Source organism: Pseudomonas sp. PvP001 (genome assembly GCF_040546375.1).
Classification (GTDB): domain Bacteria; phylum Pseudomonadota; class Gammaproteobacteria; order Pseudomonadales; family Pseudomonadaceae; genus Aquipseudomonas; species Aquipseudomonas coleopterorum.
In genome coordinates this window covers 833,775-851,375 of record NZ_JBEPNQ010000001.1, presented here as the reverse complement: position 1 = coordinate 851,375, position 17,601 = coordinate 833,775, and the positions used below count along the sequence as shown (strand labels likewise).

Here is a 17,601-nt window from a genome sequence, read left to right as displayed (position 1 = left end):
CACCGGACGTCGCCCCGTCGCCGGCGCGCTCAAGCAACGCCCGAGCCCTGCCGATATAGCGATTGCCCACGCGTTCGCAAGGGCTTCCAATCATGAGGTTCGTCATGTTCAAAACGTCTCTGCGCGCCCAGGTGCTGGCCTTGCTGGCCGGTGGGTTGCTCATCCTGCTGCTGATTGCTCTGGGCAGCTTCAAATTCCTCGCAGGAAGCCTGGATGACTACACACACCTGGTGGCCGGACCGCTGCGGGCCACTGAACTGGTCGATCGTGCCAACGTTCAGTTCAAGACCCAGGTGCAGGAATGGAAGAATGTGCTGCTGCGTGGCAAGGACCCCAAGGCCGCGGACAAGTACTGGGCCCAGTTCGAGGAGCAGGAGCGGGCGGTGGCGGCCACCTTGCAGGCCCTGAGCGAATTGCCCGGCGTACCCGCCAGCGTCAGCCAGAACGCCCAGCGCCTGCGTGATGAACACGCTACGTTGGGCAAGGCCTATCGTCAGGGTCGCGAAGCCTTCCTGGCCAGCGGGGCCGAAGCCGCCAGCGGCGACCGCGCCGTGGCCGGCGTCGACCGTGCCACCAGCGAGCAGATGAACGCCCTGGTGACCGAGCTGCGCGGGCTGGCCGATGAGCAGTCGCGGTTGATCAACGAGCAGGGCCACCAGGCGATCGTCTGGGGCATCGGCATCATGCTGTTGTCCGGTCTGCTGATCACCGCCCTGAGCCTGTGGCTGGTCAACCGCAACCTGGTCACGCCGGTGCGCGACCTGATCGACTACGTGGCGCGCCTGAGCCAGGGCCATCTGGCCGAGCGCGTGGTCAGCCAGCGGCGTGACGAGTTGGGCAATCTCGCCGTAGCAGCGAACACCCTGCGCGACTTTCTCGCCGATACCTTCACCCGCCTGCAACGCAGCACGGCCGATCTGGACCAGGCCAGCGGCGAGTTGAACACCATCGCTGCGGTGATGCTGCAGGGCACCAACGAGCAGTTCGAGCGCACCGATCAGGTGGCCACGGCGATGCAGGAAATGTCCGCCACCGCGCAGGAAGTCGCCCGCCATGCCGCCGGCGCGGCCACCGCCGCCGCCGATGCCGACCGCGAGGCGCAAAGCGGTGAGCAGTCCATGCAGGCCACCATCCATACCATCACCCGCATGCGCGGCGAGATCGCCCTGACCGGCGACGTGATTCGTCAGCTGCGCGACGACAGCGGGCGGATCGGCAAGGTCCTGGAGGTGATCCGTGGCATCGCCGACCAGACCAACCTGCTGGCGCTCAACGCCGCCATCGAGGCGGCGCGCGCCGGGGATGCCGGTCGCGGTTTCGCCGTGGTCGCCGACGAGGTGCGCACCCTGGCGCAGCGTACCGCGGCCTCGACCCTGGAAATCCATCAGATCATCGACACGGTGCAGACCGGCGCAGTGAACGCGGTGCAAGCCATCGAAAATGGCCAGCAACGCAGCGATCAGGGTGTCGAGCAGGTGGTGGAAGCAGGGCAGACACTGACCCGCATCACCCAGTCGATCGAGGCGATCAGGGACATGAACCGGCAGATCGCAACGGCCGCCGAAGAGCAGAACGCGGTGGTCGACGACATCGCCCAGAACCTGGTCGAAATCACCGCCATCGCCACCACCAACCAGGCCAACGTCGACCGCACCCAGAGCGCCAGCGGCCACCTGCATCAACTGTCGACGGAACTGGGGCAGGTCACGGCGCGCATCAAGGCGGCGTGACCGGCGCGCCGTCCGGCCACCGCGTGGCTGCCCTCAGCGCTTGCTGCGCTTGGGCAGCAGACGCGCCAGGGTGTCGAGCTCGGCCTCGGCTCGCTCGAGTTGGGCGGCCGAGTCTTCGGCCCAGACCTGCGCCAGCGGTTGCAGATCGGCTTCGACCCTGGCCTTGAGGCACCATTGATGGTGGTCATGCCACGAGCCCAGCGCCGACTGCACGGCCTTGAGCGATTTTTCCGCCTTGGATGACAGCGGAGAAAGGTCGGCGAAGGCCTGGGTCAGGTAGCGCGTGCGTTTGACCAGGATGCGCAGCTCGTGCCGATCGAACTGGGCATCCTTGAGCGCGCGGCGCAGCTTGTCGACGTGCTTGTTCAGGGTCTTCACCACCCCCTTTTCGAAGTGTCTGGAATCCTGGCCCGGCTCACTGGCGCGGAATGCGGCGGGCCATCCGTCCAGCGCCGTGAACAAGGCCTGCAGGGTGGCATGCTCGGCGATCAGTTGGTGCTCCAGTTCCAGGCGTGCCCGGCGGCTGGCGGCGGCACCGTCCATGCCACGTTTCTCCAGTTCCTGGGCCATCACTTCCAGGTCGCGGGTAGGGGTCGTGAGTTGCCCCACGGCCTTGGCCGCCGCCAGCAGCGGGCCCATGGCCGGTTCCGCACGCACCGGGATCAACAGGCTGCGGATGCGCCGCACGGCGATACGCAGGTCGTGCAGTGCTTCGGCATCCGCCGCGCTTTCCAGACGAGCCCGCGCATGAAAGAGCGCCACCTCCAGCGCGATGATCTCTTTCACATAAGTGTCGACGAATGCCATGGATCCTCCGGTTGATGGTCGAGCGGTTGATGATCGAAGAACAGGTTGCAGCGTCACTGATAGACAGAGCGCCACCGGTAATCGTGCCGGCCCCGCCGCGCGAATATGTGAGCAAATACATCCAGACACATAATCGTTCCATCAAAGGCGGACTGGACGAAGCGTGTCGGTAAACCCCAGCCGCGCAGTGCGGTCACAGCTAGCCACACACCCACTGCTGCACCGTCCCATCAGGAGCTTTTCAATGACTGTGAAGTCAGACCCCGTCGAGGCCTCGACACTCAATCCGCCGGTCTTCTGGATATCGGCCATCCTGCTGCTCTTGCTGGTGCTGTTCGCCAGCCTGATGCCCCAACAGGCGCAAACCCTGTTCGCCCATGTGCAGGATTGGATCTTCACCAACGTCAGCTGGTTCTACATTCTCGCCGTGGCGGTGATCCTGGGCACCGTGGTGTTCCTGGGCGTCAGCCGCTACGGTGACATCAAGCTGGGCCCGGACCACAGCACGCCCGACTACAGCAGCATGACCTGGTTTGCCATGCTGTTCTCGGCGGGCATGGGCATCGGTCTGATGTTCTTCGGCGTCGCCGAGCCGGTCATGCACTTCCTCAATCCGCCCTACGGCGAGGGCGACACCGTTGCCGCCGCGGGTGAGGCGATGCGGATCACCTTCTTCCATTGGGGCCTGCACGCCTGGGCCATCTACGCCATCGTCGCCTTGATCCTGGCCTATTTCAGCTTTCGCCACGGCCTGCCGCTGACCCTGCGTTCGGCCCTCTATCCGCTGATCGGCGAGCGCATCTACGGCCCCATCGGGCATGCCGTGGACATTTTCGCCATCATCGGCACGGTACTCGGGGTGGCCACTTCGCTGGGCTTTGGTGTGGCGCAGATCAACACCGGTCTCAACGCGCTGTTCGGCATTCCGGTATCGATCCCGATCCAGATCGCCCTGATCATCGGCACCACCGCGTTGGCCACGCTGTCGGTGGTGTCCGGGCTGGACAAGGGCATCCGTCGGCTGTCCGAGCTCAACCTGGGCCTGGCCGTCCTGCTCATGGCGATGGTCATGATCCTCGGCCCCACCGTGTTGATCCTGCAGACGTTCGTGCAGAACACCGGTGGCTACCTCAGCGAGATCGTCAGCCGCACCCTCAACCTCAACGCCTACCAGCCCACCGACTGGATCGGCGGCTGGACCCTGTTCTACTGGGGCTGGTGGCTGGCCTGGTCACCGTTCGTGGGGCTGTTCATCGCGCGCATCTCGCGCGGTCGTACCATCCGCGAATTCGTCACCGGGGTGCTGCTGGTGCCCACCGCGTTCACCCTGCTGTGGATGACCGTGTTCGGCAACACCGCGATCCACATGATTCTCGAACAGGGCATGACCGACCTGGGCATGGCCGTGGACAAGGACACCTCGCTGGCGCTGTTCGCGTTTCTCCAGCACTTTCCGTTCTCCGGCGTGATCAGCGCCCTGGCGATCATCATGGTGGTGGTGTTCTTCGTCACCTCGGCCGACTCCGGCGCGATGGTGGTGGACATGCTCGCCTCCGGTGGCTCGGAAAACACCCCGGTGCGCCAGCGCATCTTCTGGGCCTCGAGCATGGGCCTGGTGGCCATCGCGCTATTGCTGGCCGACGGCCTCAAGGCGTTGCAAACGGCGACCATCGCCAGTGCGCTGCCGTTCACCCTGGCGCTGTTGCTGAGCATGCGCGGCCTGCTCAAGGCGCTCAAGCTGGACGCCACCAAGCGCGGTCTGCGCCATCAGGCCCTGGCCATTTCCCCAAGCACGCCACGGGCTGGCGGTAACTGGCAGCGTCGTCTGCGCACCCTGGCCATGTTCCCGCGCCGCGCCCACGTGGTGCGCTTCATCGAGGAAGTGGCCCGTCCGGCCTGCCTCAGCGTCGCCGAGGAATGGCGCCTGCAGGGTTACGATTGCACGGTGGAAGACGGCGAGGAGGGCGGTGTGCGCCTGAGTGTCGGCCCGACCGACGATGCCTTCATCTATGAAATCCGGCCCCATGCCTACGCCACCCCAAGCTTCGTCATGAGCGGACCCACCGGCGAGGAGCGCAAGTATTTCCGCGCTGAAGTGCACCTGCGCGAGGGTGGCCAGGACCACGATGTCATGGGCTGGTCGCGCGACGAGGTGATCGGCGACATCCTCGATCACTACGAGCGGCACATGCACTTCCTGCACCTGGTGGGCTGAGCCCTCTGGCGTTTCAATTTGCAATGGCTGGGCTGTAACATGCCCGCCATTGCCCATCATTGACCTCAGGAGATTCCCATGGCCCATTCAGACATCACCTTTGTGCCGGACCCTGACCCGGAGTCGATTTCCTCGGACGTCGCAGGCTTCGGCGGCCTGCTGGTGACCACCCAGATTCCGACCCATGCCGACGGCAGCCTGGAACTGGGCAGCATCACCGCCCAGAGCGAATGCACGCTGCAGGCGCTCAAAGTGGCGCTGGAAGCGGCGGGCAGCTCGCTGGATCGCGTCCTGCACCTGACCATCTACCTGACCGACATGGCTGACCGCCCGGCCTTCAACGAGGTCTACCAGCGCTTCTTCGCCAAGCCCTGGCCGGTGCGTGCCGCCGTAGGTATCACTGCGCTGGCCGCCCCCGGCATGCGTGTCGAAGTCACCGCCATGGCCGCCAAGGGCTGATCGTGCAGGAGAGCAGCATGATCGAAGTCACCGAGGTTTCCATCGCCCAACTGCGCGCGGCTCTGGAGAGCGGGCAGACCACGGCGGTCGAACTGGTCCGGGCCTACCTGGAACGCATCGCGGCCTATGACGGCGCCGACACGGCCACCGCGCTGAACGCCGTGGTGGTGCCCAATCCCTCGGCCCTGGCCGAAGCCGAGGCGGCCGATGCACGGCGCGCGAGCGGCCAGACCCTGGGCCCGCTCGATGGCATTCCCTACACGGCCAAGGACAGCTACCTGGTCAAGGGCCTGACCGCGGCTTCCGGCAGTCCGGCCTTTGCCGGGCTGGTCGCCCAGCGCGACGCGTTCACCGTCGAGCGCCTGCGCGCTGCCGGAGCGATCTGCCTGGGCAAGACCAACATGCCGCCCATGGCCAACGGCGGCATGCAGCGCGGCGTCTACGGCCGTGCCGAAAGCCCGTACAACGCCAAGTTCCTCACCGCGCCCTTTGCTTCCGGCTCGTCCAATGGTGCTGGCACGGCGACCGCAGCCAGCTTCGCCGCGTTCGGCCTGGCCGAAGAAACCTGGTCGAGCGGACGCGGCCCGGCGTCCAACAACGGCCTGTGTGCCTATACGCCCTCGCGCGGGATCATCTCGGTGCGCGGCAACTGGCCGCTGACGCCGACCATGGACGTGGTCGTGCCCTTTGCGCGGACCATGGCCGATCTGCTGGAAATCCTCGATGTGGTGGTCGCCGACGACCCCGACACCCGTGGCGACCTGTGGCGTCTGCAACCCTGGGTGCCGATACCCAAGGTGGCCAGTGTGCGCCCGGCGTCCTATGTGCAACTGGCCGGGTCCCCTGCGGCGCTGGCGGGCAAGCGTTTCGGAGTGCCGCGCATGTACATCAATGCCGACCCGCTGGCCGGCACGGCCGAGCAGCCGGGCATAGGCGGCCCGACCGGGCAGCGCATTCACACCCGTGCTTCGGTGATCGACCTCTGGCAGCAGGCCCGCCGCGCTCTCGAAGCGGCAGGTGCCGAGGTGGTCGAAGTGGACTTCCCGCTGGTCTCCAACTGCGAAGGCGATCGACCGGGTGCGCCGACCGTGTTCAATCGCGGCATCGTCGACCCGGCGTTCCTGCATCATGAGTTGTGGGACCTGACCGCCTGGGCCTTCGACGACTTTCTGCGCGCCAACGGCGATCCAGCCCTGAATCGGCTGGTGGATGTCGACGGCCCGCTGATCTTCCCCCATGACCCCGGCACGCTGCCCAACCGCGAGGGCGACCTGGCCGCCGGCATGGACGAATACGTGAAGATGGCGCAGCGTGGCATTACGCCCTGGGACCAGATCGACACCCTGGCCGACGGTCTGCGCGCGTTGGAGCACACCCGCAAGATCGACCTGGAAGACTGGATGCAGGCCCTGAAGCTGGATGCAGTGGTGTTTCCCACCGTCGCCGACGTGGCTCCGGCCAAGGCTGATGTCGATCCGGCAGCAGCGGACATCGCCTGGAGCAATGGCGTTTGGGTGGCCAACGGCAATCTGGCAATCCGTCACCTGGGCGTGCCGACTGTGACCGTGCCGATGGGCTTGATGGCCGACATCGGCATGCCGGTGGGGCTGACCTTTGCTGGCCGTGCCTACGACGACACCCAACTGCTGCGCTTGGCCGCGGCCTTCGAGGCCACCGGTCAGCGCCGGGTGATCCCGCCGCGCACGCCACCGCTGCAGCGCTGAGCGTCTGGCTGAAAACGTGGCGTCTGTGGCGCCCACGCTTTCAGCCACCGCGCTGGCCGTCGGTGCGGTCCATGAGCTCGTTCCAGATGTACATGACGGCGTAGGCGCGCCACGGCCGCCAGTCCTCGCTGCGCAACCGTTGGTGCCCCAGTTTCAGCAGCTCCGGATGCTCGCGGGTGATCTCCTGCATGATCACCAGGTCGCTGCCTGGCCAGGCGTCGCGGTCGCGCCAGGCCCGCATGGCCACGTATTCGACCGTCCACGGGCCGATCCCCGGCAGCGCCAGCAGGCCCTTGCGCAGGGGTGTCAGGTCGGCACGGGTGTGTTCATCGACAAAGGCTTCGATCTGCAGTTGATCGTTGGCCACCACCGCCGCAAAGTTCTGCAACGCCGCCACCCGCTTGCTGGGCATGCCGATCCGCTCGAGATTGACGTCGGCCAGGGCGGCCGGGGTCGGAAATTGCCACGCCACCTGTGCGTGTTGGGGATGCGCCACGGCCCGCCCGGCGCGCTCGGCCAGGCGCCCGGCAATGGTTGTCGCCGCCTTGACGCTGACCTGCTGGCCGACGATGGTTCGCACGATGAGCTCGAAGGTCGACCAGGTCCCTGGCACGCGCAAGCCCGGCGTCTGCAGCAGCAGACGGCCCAGCCAGGGGTCGCCGTCGAGTGCGGCATGCAGCTGCTGCGGGTCCAGATCCAGATCGAACATTCGCTGCAGACGCGGCACCAGGGCAGGCAGGTGAACGCTGGCCGGCCCATCGACTCGCGCGATCAGGCAGTTACGGCTCGCGTCCTGCCGGACACTGAGCAAGCCTTCGTCGCCCTGCCATTCGACGGTGCGTAGATACACACCGTCGATGACCGTCTCGACCAACGCACTGGAGCGACCGCCGTAAAACCTGAGCAGACGCTGCCAGTCGAAGGGCGGCTTATAGAACAATTCGATGTCGGTATGGCGTGAGGGCATGGCAAAAAACTCCTTGCGGGTTCAGACCATGCATCCCCTCACTTTGCTGCATCCACCGCCAACGCGGCTCGCGCCGCTGCTACAGGGGATCGAGGTGTTCCTGTAGCAGCGGCGCGAGCCGCGTCGGCGGTCCACGCGGTGCGCCTGGAAAACCACGTCAAGGTCGGACGCGGCTTGCACCGCTGCTACAGGGGATCGGGGTGTTCCTGTGGTGCACGCGGTGTATCTGGAAGACCGCGTCAACGCCGGACGCGGTTTGCACCGCTGCTACAGGGTGTACTTACTTGGCGGTGGCCGGGCGCTTGATCATCAGCAGTGCCACGATCAACGCCAGGACTGCCATGCCGGTGGCCAGCAGGCCCAGGGAGTCCAGGCCGAACTGACGGATGCCCAGGCCACCGAGAATGGCGCCCAGACCGATACCCGCATTGGCCGCCGAAATGTTCAGCGAAGCCGCCAGGGCCTGAGCCTTGGCACCGGCCTGCATGACCCGCACCTGGCAGATCGGAAACAGCGCGGTGTACGCGATGCCCCAGGCGATCAGCGCAGCGATCAACCAGGCACGCTGCTCGGCGAACGCCACGGCCGCCGTCATGCCCGCACCCAGCACCACCAGGAACACCACCATGGCGCCCAGCGGACGCTTGTCCACCATGCTGCCGCCCAGGTGGTTACCCAGCATGCCCACCGCACCGAAGCCCATCAGCCACCAGCCCACCTGACCCGCTGGCACACCGCCCAGGCGTTCCAGGATATCCGCCAGATAGGTGTAAGCCGTAAACATGGCGGTAAAGGTAAGCACCGACAGCAGCACATGGGCCAGAAAGCGCGGCTGACGCAAGATCGCCGTCTGCTTCTCGCCGGCCGCAGCGACCGGCGAGCCTGGCAACTTCGGCATCACCAGGTGCATCAGCACGCCGATCAGCAACGATACCCCGGCCAGTACCCAGAAGCTGCCGCGCCAGCCGATCAGGTCGGCGGCCACGGTGCCCAGCGGCACGCCGAACACCAGGGCTGCGGAAATGCCCAGATAGACCTTGGCTACCGCCTTGCCCGATTGCCCCGGCGCAGCCAGTTGCCCTGCGGTTTCACTGGCGGTGCCCCAGAACACTGGCAGCGCCAGGGCCGGGATGAAGCGCGCGATGGCCAGTACCCAGATATTGGTGGACACTGCCGCCAACACGTTGGACGCAGCGAAGACCAGCAAAATCAGGGTGAACAGCTTCTTGCGCTCGACGTGCGCCAGCCTCGCCGTCAGGTAAGGCCCGAACAGCATCACGGTAAAGGCGAACAGGGTCACCACCTGGCCTGCCAGGGCAATGGAAATGTCCAGGTCGCGCGCCAGGCTCGGTAGCAGACCGACGATGAGAAACTCCGTGGTCACGATAATGAACGCCGCCACGGCCATGATCAGGATCTGTATGCCCGAGGCGGTGTTGACCGAAGCCGAGGGCACGGCTCCGGCGATAGGGGAAGAAGGCATCGAACTTAACTCCGGAAGGATTTTGCAATAGTCTATTGAAGAATCTCCGGCATATTCCGGTCATCTGGTACCTTGTGAATTGAACTGAATTCACCAATCGGAGCGGCTATGTTTTCTTCGGAGCGCCTCAAGGGTATCGATGTCTTCGTCAGCGTCGCGGACCTGGGCAGTTTCACCGCCGCCGCCGAACGCCTGAACCTCAGCAACTCGGCGGTCAGCAAAGGCGTGGCGCGCCTGGAAGCGCGGCTCGGCGTGCGGCTGTTCCAGCGCACCACACGGCGGCTGGCGTTGACCGAAGCGGGGCAGACCTTCTACCGCACCTGCACCGGCGTGCTCGCCGACCTGGAAGAAGTCGAGCTGGCGATGAGCGCCGAACAGCATGAGCCCCATGGTCGGCTGCGCATCGACCTGCCGGCGTCTTACGGTCGGCTGCACGTGCTGCCGCTGATCCTCGAGTTCGCCGCCCAGCACCCCCGGCTGCAGCCGCACATATCCTTCTCGGACCGTTTCGTCGACCCCGCTCAGGAAGGCATCGACATCGTCGTGCGCATCGGCGGTTCGGATGCCTGGCCGAGCAACGTCGGGCGGCGCTTCTTCGGTCGCCAGCGCCTGGTGTTCTGCGCCGCACCCGCCTACCTGCGCGAACACGGCACGCCCCAGGGCGAGCGTGAGCTGGAACAGCACCGCTGCGTCGGCTACGGGCAGACCGATGGCTCGGTCTATCCCTGGTACTTCAAGGGCCGCCAGGCCGGCGACATGGAGCGGCGGATCATTCATCCCCACGTGGCGGTCGGCGATGGCGAAGGGCAGGTCATGGCGGTGCTGGCCGGGCAGGGCATCGCCCAACTGCCGACCTGGCTGGTACAGCGCCATCTGGACAGCGGCGCCCTGGTCGAGGTCTTGGCGCCCCTGGCCACCGATGGCCTGGCGATGAACCTGGTGTGGCTGAAAAGCCGCGAAAGCCTGCCCAAGGTGCATGCCCTGCTGGAGTTCCTCACCGCCCGGCTGACCCCGGCAGGCACGGTTGGGTGAAGGGCCGCCGGGATTTCCCTTTACGCACCCGGCACAGCGTTTAAAATGCCAGCATCCATTGGAGGCTTCCGCATGTCGTCATTCGCCCACATGATCGAAAACATCACCCCTGATATCTACGAAAGCCTGAAGCTGGCGGTCGAGATCGGCAAATGGTCCGACGGCCGCAAGCTGACCGCCGAGCAAAAGGAACTGACCCTGCAGGCGATCATCGCCTGGGAAGCGAAGAACCTGCCCGAAGACCAGCGCACCGGCTACATGGGCCCGCAGGAATGCGCCTCGAAGTCCGCGCCGATCGAGAACATCCTGTTCAAGTCGGACTCGATCCATTGACCAGCGATCTCTTCACGCAAGACACCCTGCAAGAGCTTGGCCGTGGTTCGGCCAGCAAGATGTCCGCGCGCCTCGAAGCGCCGGTGGTGCAATACCAGCTGCGTCTGGGCGAAACCCAGATAGCCGCCAACCCCCTGATCGGCACCCGCATACGCCTGGAATTTCTCGGCGCCATCCACTGCGTCAATTGCGGTCGCAAGACCAAGACCAGTTTCAGCCAGGGCTACTGCTACCCGTGCATGACCAAGCTGGCGCAGTGCGACGTGTGCATCATGGCCCCGGAAAAATGCCACTACGACGCCGGCACCTGCCGCGATCCGGCTTGGGGCGAGCAGTTCTGCATGACCGATCATGTGGTCTATCTGGCCAACTCTTCGGGGGTGAAGGTCGGTATCACCCGGGCCAGCCAGCTGCCCACCCGCTGGCTCGACCAGGGCGCCAGCCAGGCGCTGCCGATCATGCGCGTGGCGACCCGACAGCAGTCGGGCCTGGTCGAAGACCTGTTCCGCTCCCAGGTGGCGGACCGCACCAACTGGCGCGCGCTGCTCAAGGGCGACGCCCCGGCGGTGGATCTGGTGGCGATCCGCGAACAGCTGTTCGACAGCTGCGCGGCCGGCATTCATATGCTCCAGGACCGCTTCGGTCTGCAGGCGATCCAGGCACTGAACGATGTCGAGCCGATCGAGATCCGCTATCCGGTGCACACTTACCCAAGCAAGATCGCCAGCTTCAACCTGGACAAGAACCCCGTCGCCGAAGGCACGTTGCTGGGCATCAAGGGTCAATACCTGATATTCGATTCCGGCGTCATCAATATTCGCAAATACACGGCTTACCAACTGGCCGTGCATCAGTAGAAGGGTTTTGGCATGCGTACCGAACAACCGAAAATGATCTACCTGAAAGACTATCAGGGGCCCGATTATCTGATCGACGAGACCCACCTGACCTTCGAGTTGTTCGACGATCACAGCCTGGTCCATGCGCAACTGGTCATGCGCCGCAACCCGGAACGCGGGGCCGGCCTGCCGCCGCTGGTGCTCGACGGCGAGTTGATGGAGCTGCTCGGCGTCAAGCTCGACGACACCGACCTGACGGCCGATCAGTACCAGTTGGCGGCGGACAGTCTGACCCTGCAACCGCGCAGCGATGCCTTCACCGTCGACACCAGCGTGCGCATTCACCCCGAAACCAACACCGCGCTGGAGGGCCTGTACAAGTCCACCGGCATGTTCTGCACCCAGTGCGAAGCCGAAGGCTTTCGCAAGATCACCTATTACCTCGACCGCCCCGACGTGATGAGCCGCTTCACCACCACGTTGATCGCCGACCAGCAGCAGTACCCGATCCTGCTCTCCAACGGCAATCCGGTCGGCAACGGCCCCCAGGAAGACGGACGGCATTGGGCGACCTGGGAAGACCCGTTCAAGAAACCGGCCTACCTGTTCGCCCTGGTGGCGGGCGACCTGTGGTGCGTCGAAGACAGCTTCACCACTATGAGCGGTCGCGATGTGGCGCTGCGCATCTATGTCGAGCCGGAAAACATCGACAAGTGCGCCCACGCCATGACTAGCCTGAAGAAATCCATGCGTTGGGACGAAGAGGCCTACGGCCGCGAGTACGACCTGGACATCTTCATGATCGTCGCGGTCAACGACTTCAACATGGGCGCCATGGAAAACAAGGGCCTGAACATCTTCAACTCCAGCGCCGTGCTGGCTCGCGCCGAAACCGCCACCGATGCCGCCCACCAGCGCGTCGAGGCGATCGTCGCCCACGAGTATTTCCACAACTGGTCGGGCAACCGCGTGACCTGCCGCGACTGGTTCCAGCTGTCGCTCAAGGAAGGCTTCACCGTCTACCGCGATGCAGGCTTCAGCGCCGACATGCATTCGCCGACGGTCAAGCGCATCCAGGACGTCGCCTACCTGCGCACCCACCAGTTCGCCGAAGATGCAGGCCCCATGGCCCACGCCGTGCGCCCGGACAGCTTCATCGAGATCTCCAACTTCTACACCCTGACCGTGTACGAAAAGGGCTCGGAAGTGGTCGGCATGCTGCACACCCTGCTGGGCGCCGAAGGCTTCCGCAAGGGCAGCGACCTGTACTTCGAGCGTCATGACGGCCAAGCCGTGACCTGCGATGATTTCATCCGCGCCATGGAAGACGCCAACGGTGTCGAGCTGAGCCAGTTCAAGCGCTGGTACAGCCAGGCCGGCACGCCGCGCCTGCAGGTCAGCGAGCATTTCGATGCCCAGGCCCACACCTACAGCCTGACCCTGCGCCAGAGCTGTCCAGCAACCCCGGACAAGGTCGAGAAGCTGCCGTTCGTGATCCCGGTTGCGCTGGGCCTGCTCGGCGCCAGCGGTCAGGAGCTGCCCCTGCGTCTGGCCGACGAAGCCACGGCGGTCGGCACCAGCCGGGTATTGGCGGTGACCGATGCCGAGCAGACCTTCACCTTCGTCGACATCGCCGAGCAACCGCTGCCGTCGCTGCTGCGCGGCTTCAGCGCGCCGGTCAAGCTGAGCTTCCCCTACAGCCGTGACCAGCTGATGTTCCTCATGCAGCACGACACTGACGGCTTCAACCGTTGGGATGCGGGCCAGCAACTGTCTGTGCAGGTGCTGCAGGAAATGATCGGCCAGTACCAGCGCGGCGAGTCGCTGGCGATGGATTCGCGTCTGTTGACGGCCCTGGCCAGCGTGCTGGACAACACCGATCTGGACGCGGCGATGGTGGCCGAGATGCTCTCGCTGCCCAGCGAGGCGTACCTGGCCGAAATCAGCGAGGTCGCCGACGTCGATGCGATCCACGCGGCCCGCGAGTTCGCCCGCAAGCAGTTGGCCGATGGCCTGTTCGATGGGTTGTGGGCGCGCTATCAGGCCAACCGCGAGGTGTCCCGGAGCACGGCGTACGTGGCCGAGAAGGAACATTTCGCCCGCCGTGCGCTGCAGAACATCGCGTTGTCGTACCTGATGCTCAGTGAGCGCCCGGAAGTACTGGCCGCTACCCTCGAACAATACGATGCCTGCGACAACATGACCGAACGCCTGACGGCATTGGCGGTATTGGTCAACTCGCCGTTCGAAGCGGAAAAGGCCCGCGCGTTGCAAGCGTTCGCCGAGCACTTCAAGGACAACCCGCTGGTCATGGACCAATGGTTCAGCGTCCAGGCGGCCAGTGGTTTGCCGGGCGGGCTGGCGCGGGTCAAGGCGCTGATGCAGCACCCTGCGTTCACCCTGAAGAACCCGAACAAGGTGCGTGCGCTGATCGGCGCGTTCGCTGGCCAGAATCTGATCAACTTCCACGCCGCCGATGGCTCGGGCTACCGTTTCCTCGCCGATCTGGTGATCGAACTCAACGCCCTCAACCCGCAGATCGCCTCGCGCCAGCTGTCGCCGCTGACCCGCTGGAGAAAGTACGACGGCAAGCGTCAGGCCTTGATGAAAGCCGAGCTGGAGCGAATCCTGGCCTCAGGCCCGCTGTCCAGCGACGTCTACGAAGTGGTCAGCAAAAGCCTGGCTTGATGGGTTGATCCGTAGGGCCTCTTCGCGGGCAGAGGGCTCGCCGCCCGCCCCGCTCCCACAATGAAGCGGTGTACATGCATTCATGGTGGGGGAGGACCTTGTGGGGGGCTTTGTAATAGCAGGCCCTGTGGAAGCAGATCCTGTGGAAGCAGATCCTGTGGGAGCGGGCTCTGCCCGCGAAGAGGCCTCGGCGACTTCCAACGCAGCTCGCGCCGCTGCTACAGGGTCAGGTGCTGACCTTCAAACCCACCAGTCCCAGGATGATCAGACCCACACTGATCATCCGCATCAACGCCATCGACTCGCCAAACAGCACGATTCCGGCGATCACCGTACCCACCGCACCGACACCGGTCCAGATCGCATAGGCCGTGCCCAGCGGCAGCTCGCGCATGGCCAGGCCGAGCAGGCCCAAGCTTGCCGCCATGGCGGCCACGGTCAACACAGTGGGAAGGGGACGGCTGAAGCCATCGGTGTACTTGAGGCCAATGGCCCAGCACACTTCGAAAAGACCGGCGAGAAACAACAGAAACCAGGACATGGAAAAACCCTCATCGAAGATGGGGTCGTCCCCGTTTGCAGGAAAGAGAGCGCCGGGTCGTCCCGGCGCCGAACACTATGTTGCCCATCCTTGGGCGATGGATCAAGTGCAGCGGATCAAGGGTCGGTCTTCAATCCACCGGGCTCGGTCCCTTCCATGCGGCGGAAATAGGTCGAGAGCAACGCCCCGGAAATGTTGTGCCAGACACTGAACAACGCGCTGGGCACCGCTGCCAGCGGCGAGAAGTGCGCGCTGGCCAGCGCAGCGCCCAGGCCCGAGTTCTGCATGCCCACTTCCAGTGCCAGCGACTTGCGCTGCGCCAGTGGCAACTTGAACACCTTGCCGGTGAAGTAACCCAGCACAAAGCCGAAGCTGTTGTGCAGAATCACCACCGCCATGATCAGCAATCCCGACTCGGCGATGCGTGCCTGGCTGGCCGCGACCACGGCGCAGACAATCAGCACGATGCTGACCACCGACACCAGCGGCAGCACATCGACGGCCACCTGTACCCGTGCGCCCAGCAGTTTCTGCGCGAGCACGCCAAGCACGATCGGCAGCATCACCAGTTGCAGGATCGACCAGAACATCTCCATGAACGAGACCGGCAACCATGCCGAAGCCAGCAGCCAGATCAGCGCCGGGGTGAGCAATGGAGCGAGCAGGGTGGTCACCGCTGCAATCGCCACCGACAGGGCCAGGTCGCCCTTGGCAAGCCAGGTCATCACATTGGAAGAGGTGCCGCTCGGGCAGCAGCCGACCAGAATCACCCCGACGGCGATTTCCGGCGGCAGGTGAAACGCCTGACACAGCAGCCAGGCGACCCCCGGCATGATCACGAAATGCGCCACCACACCCAGGGCCACGCGCCATGGATGACGACCGACCTCGGCAAAATCGTCGAGCTTGAGGGTCAGGCCCATGCCGAACATGACCAGGCCCAACAGCGGCACGATCAACGGCTTGAGACCGATGAACCATTCAGGCGCCACAAACGCCAGGACGGCGAACAACAACACCCAATAGGCAAAGGTATTGCCGACAAAGCGACTCAAAGCGGCGAGCGCGCGCATGGGGTAGTTCCTTCTTATATAGATTGATCATGTCGACATCCACAGGATCCCAACGAACCCTGTGGGAGACCCCTGTGCCAAAACCCTGTTGCATGCAGCCCCGCTTGTGGGAGCGGGCTCTGCCCGCGAAAGCCGCACCGCGGTATACCTGATACACCGCAAACCCCGGTTCGCGACCCTACACCACTCCCACGAAAGAAATGCAAAACAGGTGTAACCGATCAAATCCCCTGCGGCAACTCTTCGCCACCCAAGGCCTCGAACAAGGCCGGCAGGAATTCGCCAAAGGTCAGCATCATCAGGGTGAAGCTGGCATCCAACTGCCCCAACGCTTCCTCGCCGCCGTCTTCCTCGGCCTGGTCCTGCAGCAGTTCCTCGAACTTCAGACGCTTGACCACCATCTTGTCGTCCAGCACGAACGACAACTTGTCCTGCCAGGCCAACGACAGCTGGGTGACCTGCTTGCCAGTGCTCAGGTGCAGCTGGATTTCCTCGCTGGTCAGGTCCTGACGCTTGCAGCGCACGATGCCGCCGTCTTCATGGGTATCGCGCAGCTCGCATTCATCCAGCACATAGAAGTCGTCGGCGGCTTTCTGGGTCTTGACCCACTCGGTCATGGTCGCGGTCGGCGCGATCTTCACGGTCAGCGGACGCACCGGCAGGGTACCGATCACTTCGCGCAGGGTCGACAGCAGGTCTTCGGCGCGCTTGGGGCTGGCCGAGTTGACCAGGATCAACCCTTGCTTGGGCGCGATGGCGGCGAAGGTCGACGAGCGGCGGATGAAGGCGCGGGGCAGGAAGGCTTGGATGATCTCGTCCTTGATCTGGTCGCGTTCCTTCTTGTAGACCTTGCGCATCTGCTCGGCCTCGATCTCCTCGACCTTTTCCTTGACCGCGTCGCGCACCACGCTACCCGGCAGGATGCGCTCTTCCTTGCGTGCGGCGATCAGCATGAAGTCCTGGCTGACATGAACGAACGGCGCATCCTCACCCTTGCCGAACGGCGCGACGAAACCGTAGGTGGTCAGTTCCTGGCTGGCGCAGGGGCGTGCCGGTTTGCTGGCCAGTGCGGTTTCCAAAGCCTCGGCGTCGAAAGGGATATCCTGGGTAAGACGGTAGACAAGCAGGTTTTTGAACCACATGGGGTGAAGCACTCCTCAACATTAGGGGGGCATTATTCTCCGTGTGCGGAGCTGACGCCATCCCTGTGCTAAGTGTTTGGAAGCGCTCGAAAATTTTTTTGAAAAAGTGCTTGCCAGAGTTTGGGTCGCTCCGTAGAATGCGCGCCACACCGAGAGACAAAGGGTGATTAGCTCAGCCGGGAGAGCATCTGCCTTACAAGCAGAGGGTCGGCGGTTCGATCCCGTCATCACCCACCAATCTCTCTCAGTGTTACGCGCAGCGGTAGTTCAGTCGGTTAGAATACCGGCCTGTCACGCCGGGGGTCGCGGGTTCGAGTCCCGTCCGCTGCGCCATTAATTCCGCTTCAGAGCCCTTGAACTCTCTGAAGCACAAGAGAAGCGACCTTCGGGTCGCTTTTTTTGTGCCTGCAATTTCTGTCGCGTCCAGCTGCACCACATTTATCCCGATACACCGCAAGCATCGATGCCCGCCACCCCCAGCGACACCGCGCCCCTGTAGCAGCGGCGCAAGCCGCGTCCGGCCGCACCGCGTTCATCCAGATACACCGCAAGCACCGATGACGCGGCT

Annotated in this window: 14 protein-coding genes and 2 tRNA genes; 10 read left to right on the top strand and 6 right to left on the bottom strand. The window is 64.5% G+C overall.

Annotated features, from left to right (window positions below; all coding sequences use genetic code 11):
- Nucleotides 1-584 precede the first annotated feature (584 nt).
- Nucleotides 585-1,730 (top strand): methyl-accepting chemotaxis protein, encoded by a 1,146-nt coding sequence (locus tag ABMD26_RS03890; protein WP_376787083.1) that lies wholly within the window; start codon nt 585-587, stop codon nt 1,728-1,730.
- Nucleotides 1,731-1,763: 33 nt separating this feature from the next.
- Here the strand turns inward: ABMD26_RS03890 and ABMD26_RS03885 are convergent, their stop codons facing one another.
- Nucleotides 1,764-2,537: a CHAD domain-containing protein gene (locus ABMD26_RS03885; protein ID WP_354308087.1), complete on the bottom strand. Its 774-nt coding sequence runs from the start codon at nt 2,535-2,537 to the stop codon at nt 1,764-1,766.
- Nucleotides 2,538-2,781: 244 nt separating this feature from the next.
- Here ABMD26_RS03885 and ABMD26_RS03880 point away from each other — a divergent pair, with 244 nt between their 5' ends.
- The 3 genes from ABMD26_RS03880 to ABMD26_RS03870 all read left to right on the top strand — a co-directional run bounded on the left by ABMD26_RS03880 (nt 2,782) and on the right by ABMD26_RS03870 (nt 6,935).
- Entirely contained in the window at nt 2,782-4,752 is a 1,971-nt protein-coding gene (locus ABMD26_RS03880; RefSeq protein ID WP_122741787.1) for a BCCT family transporter, read from the top strand.
- 78 nt (nt 4,753-4,830) lie between these two features.
- Nucleotides 4,831-5,211, top strand: a complete 381-nt coding sequence (locus ABMD26_RS03875) for a RidA family protein (protein ID WP_122741788.1) — start codon at nt 4,831-4,833, stop codon at nt 5,209-5,211.
- Between the two features lie 17 nt (nt 5,212-5,228).
- The gene (locus ABMD26_RS03870; protein ID WP_354308080.1) at nt 5,229-6,935 is read left to right on the top strand and encodes an amidase; all 1,707 of its coding nucleotides are present in this window, start codon (nt 5,229-5,231) and stop codon (nt 6,933-6,935) included.
- A gap of 40 nt (nt 6,936-6,975) precedes the next feature.
- On the opposite strand, the gene ABMD26_RS03865 is transcribed toward ABMD26_RS03870, so the two are convergent.
- On the bottom strand, nt 6,976-7,902 hold the full coding sequence (locus ABMD26_RS03865) for a DNA-3-methyladenine glycosylase family protein (RefSeq protein WP_134721417.1): 927 nt from the start codon (nt 7,900-7,902) through the stop codon (nt 6,976-6,978).
- Between the two features lie 280 nt (nt 7,903-8,182).
- Entirely contained in the window at nt 8,183-9,385 is a 1,203-nt protein-coding gene (locus ABMD26_RS03860; RefSeq protein WP_056843147.1) for an MFS transporter, read from the bottom strand.
- Between the two features lie 108 nt (nt 9,386-9,493).
- On the opposite strand from ABMD26_RS03860, the gene ABMD26_RS03855 reads away from it, so the two are divergent.
- The 4 genes from ABMD26_RS03855 to pepN all read left to right on the top strand — a co-directional run bounded on the left by ABMD26_RS03855 (nt 9,494) and on the right by pepN (nt 14,277).
- Nucleotides 9,494-10,417 (top strand): LysR family transcriptional regulator, encoded by a 924-nt coding sequence (locus tag ABMD26_RS03855; RefSeq protein ID WP_122741792.1) that lies wholly within the window; start codon nt 9,494-9,496, stop codon nt 10,415-10,417.
- Nucleotides 10,418-10,489: 72 nt separating this feature from the next.
- The gene (locus ABMD26_RS03850) at nt 10,490-10,750 is read left to right on the top strand and encodes a YeaC family protein (RefSeq protein ID WP_043187898.1); all 261 of its coding nucleotides are present in this window, start codon (nt 10,490-10,492) and stop codon (nt 10,748-10,750) included.
- 26 nt (nt 10,751-10,776) lie between these two features.
- Complete coding sequence (locus ABMD26_RS03845; protein WP_090362085.1) at nt 10,777-11,607, top strand: DUF2797 domain-containing protein; 831 nt, start codon at nt 10,777-10,779, stop codon at nt 11,605-11,607.
- Nucleotides 11,608-11,619: 12 nt separating this feature from the next.
- Nucleotides 11,620-14,277, top strand: a complete 2,658-nt coding sequence (pepN, locus tag ABMD26_RS03840; protein ID WP_354308067.1) for an aminopeptidase N — start codon at nt 11,620-11,622, stop codon at nt 14,275-14,277.
- A 226-nt stretch (nt 14,278-14,503) separates the two neighbouring features.
- Here pepN and sugE read toward each other — a convergent pair whose 3' ends face one another.
- From sugE to rdgC, 3 genes are all read right to left on the bottom strand, one after another.
- Nucleotides 14,504-14,818, bottom strand: coding sequence for a quaternary ammonium compound efflux SMR transporter SugE (gene sugE / locus ABMD26_RS03835; protein WP_049859044.1), 315 nt, complete (start codon nt 14,816-14,818; stop codon nt 14,504-14,506).
- A gap of 116 nt (nt 14,819-14,934) precedes the next feature.
- Nucleotides 14,935-15,891, bottom strand: a complete 957-nt coding sequence (locus ABMD26_RS03830; protein ID WP_354308062.1) for a bile acid:sodium symporter family protein — start codon at nt 15,889-15,891, stop codon at nt 14,935-14,937.
- A 221-nt stretch (nt 15,892-16,112) separates the two neighbouring features.
- Complete coding sequence (gene rdgC / locus ABMD26_RS03825; protein WP_049859046.1) at nt 16,113-17,033, bottom strand: recombination-associated protein RdgC; 921 nt, start codon at nt 17,031-17,033, stop codon at nt 16,113-16,115.
- Between the two features lie 161 nt (nt 17,034-17,194).
- On the opposite strand from rdgC, the gene ABMD26_RS03820 reads away from it, so the two are divergent.
- Both ABMD26_RS03820 and ABMD26_RS03815 read left to right on the top strand, forming a co-directional pair.
- A tRNA-Val gene (locus ABMD26_RS03820) sits at nt 17,195-17,270 on the top strand.
- Between the two features lie 19 nt (nt 17,271-17,289).
- Nucleotides 17,290-17,366 (top strand) — tRNA-Asp (locus tag ABMD26_RS03815).
- Nucleotides 17,367-17,601 lie beyond the last annotated feature (235 nt).

Coding starts and splice junctions, on each gene's coding strand:
- rdgC (WP_049859046.1), bottom strand. CDS start 17,033: ATGTGGTTCAAAAACCTGCTTGTCTACCGTCTTACCCAGGATATCCCT.
- pepN (WP_354308067.1), top strand. CDS start 11,620: ATGCGTACCGAACAACCGAAAATGATCTACCTGAAAGACTATCAGGGG.
- sugE (WP_049859044.1), bottom strand. CDS start 14,818: ATGTCCTGGTTTCTGTTGTTTCTCGCCGGTCTTTTCGAAGTGTGCTGG.
- ABMD26_RS03860 (WP_056843147.1), bottom strand. CDS start 9,385: ATGCCTTCTTCCCCTATCGCCGGAGCCGTGCCCTCGGCTTCGGTCAAC.
- ABMD26_RS03855 (WP_122741792.1), top strand. CDS start 9,494: ATGTTTTCTTCGGAGCGCCTCAAGGGTATCGATGTCTTCGTCAGCGTC.
- ABMD26_RS03830 (WP_354308062.1), bottom strand. CDS start 15,891: ATGCGCGCGCTCGCCGCTTTGAGTCGCTTTGTCGGCAATACCTTTGCC.
- ABMD26_RS03875 (WP_122741788.1), top strand. CDS start 4,831: ATGGCCCATTCAGACATCACCTTTGTGCCGGACCCTGACCCGGAGTCG.
- ABMD26_RS03890 (WP_376787083.1), top strand. CDS start 585: ATGAACGCCCTGGTGACCGAGCTGCGCGGGCTGGCCGATGAGCAGTCG.
- ABMD26_RS03880 (WP_122741787.1), top strand. CDS start 2,782: ATGACTGTGAAGTCAGACCCCGTCGAGGCCTCGACACTCAATCCGCCG.
- ABMD26_RS03885 (WP_354308087.1), bottom strand. CDS start 2,537: ATGGCATTCGTCGACACTTATGTGAAAGAGATCATCGCGCTGGAGGTG.
- ABMD26_RS03865 (WP_134721417.1), bottom strand. CDS start 7,902: ATGCCCTCACGCCATACCGACATCGAATTGTTCTATAAGCCGCCCTTC.
- ABMD26_RS03850 (WP_043187898.1), top strand. CDS start 10,490: ATGTCGTCATTCGCCCACATGATCGAAAACATCACCCCTGATATCTAC.
- ABMD26_RS03870 (WP_354308080.1), top strand. CDS start 5,229: ATGATCGAAGTCACCGAGGTTTCCATCGCCCAACTGCGCGCGGCTCTG.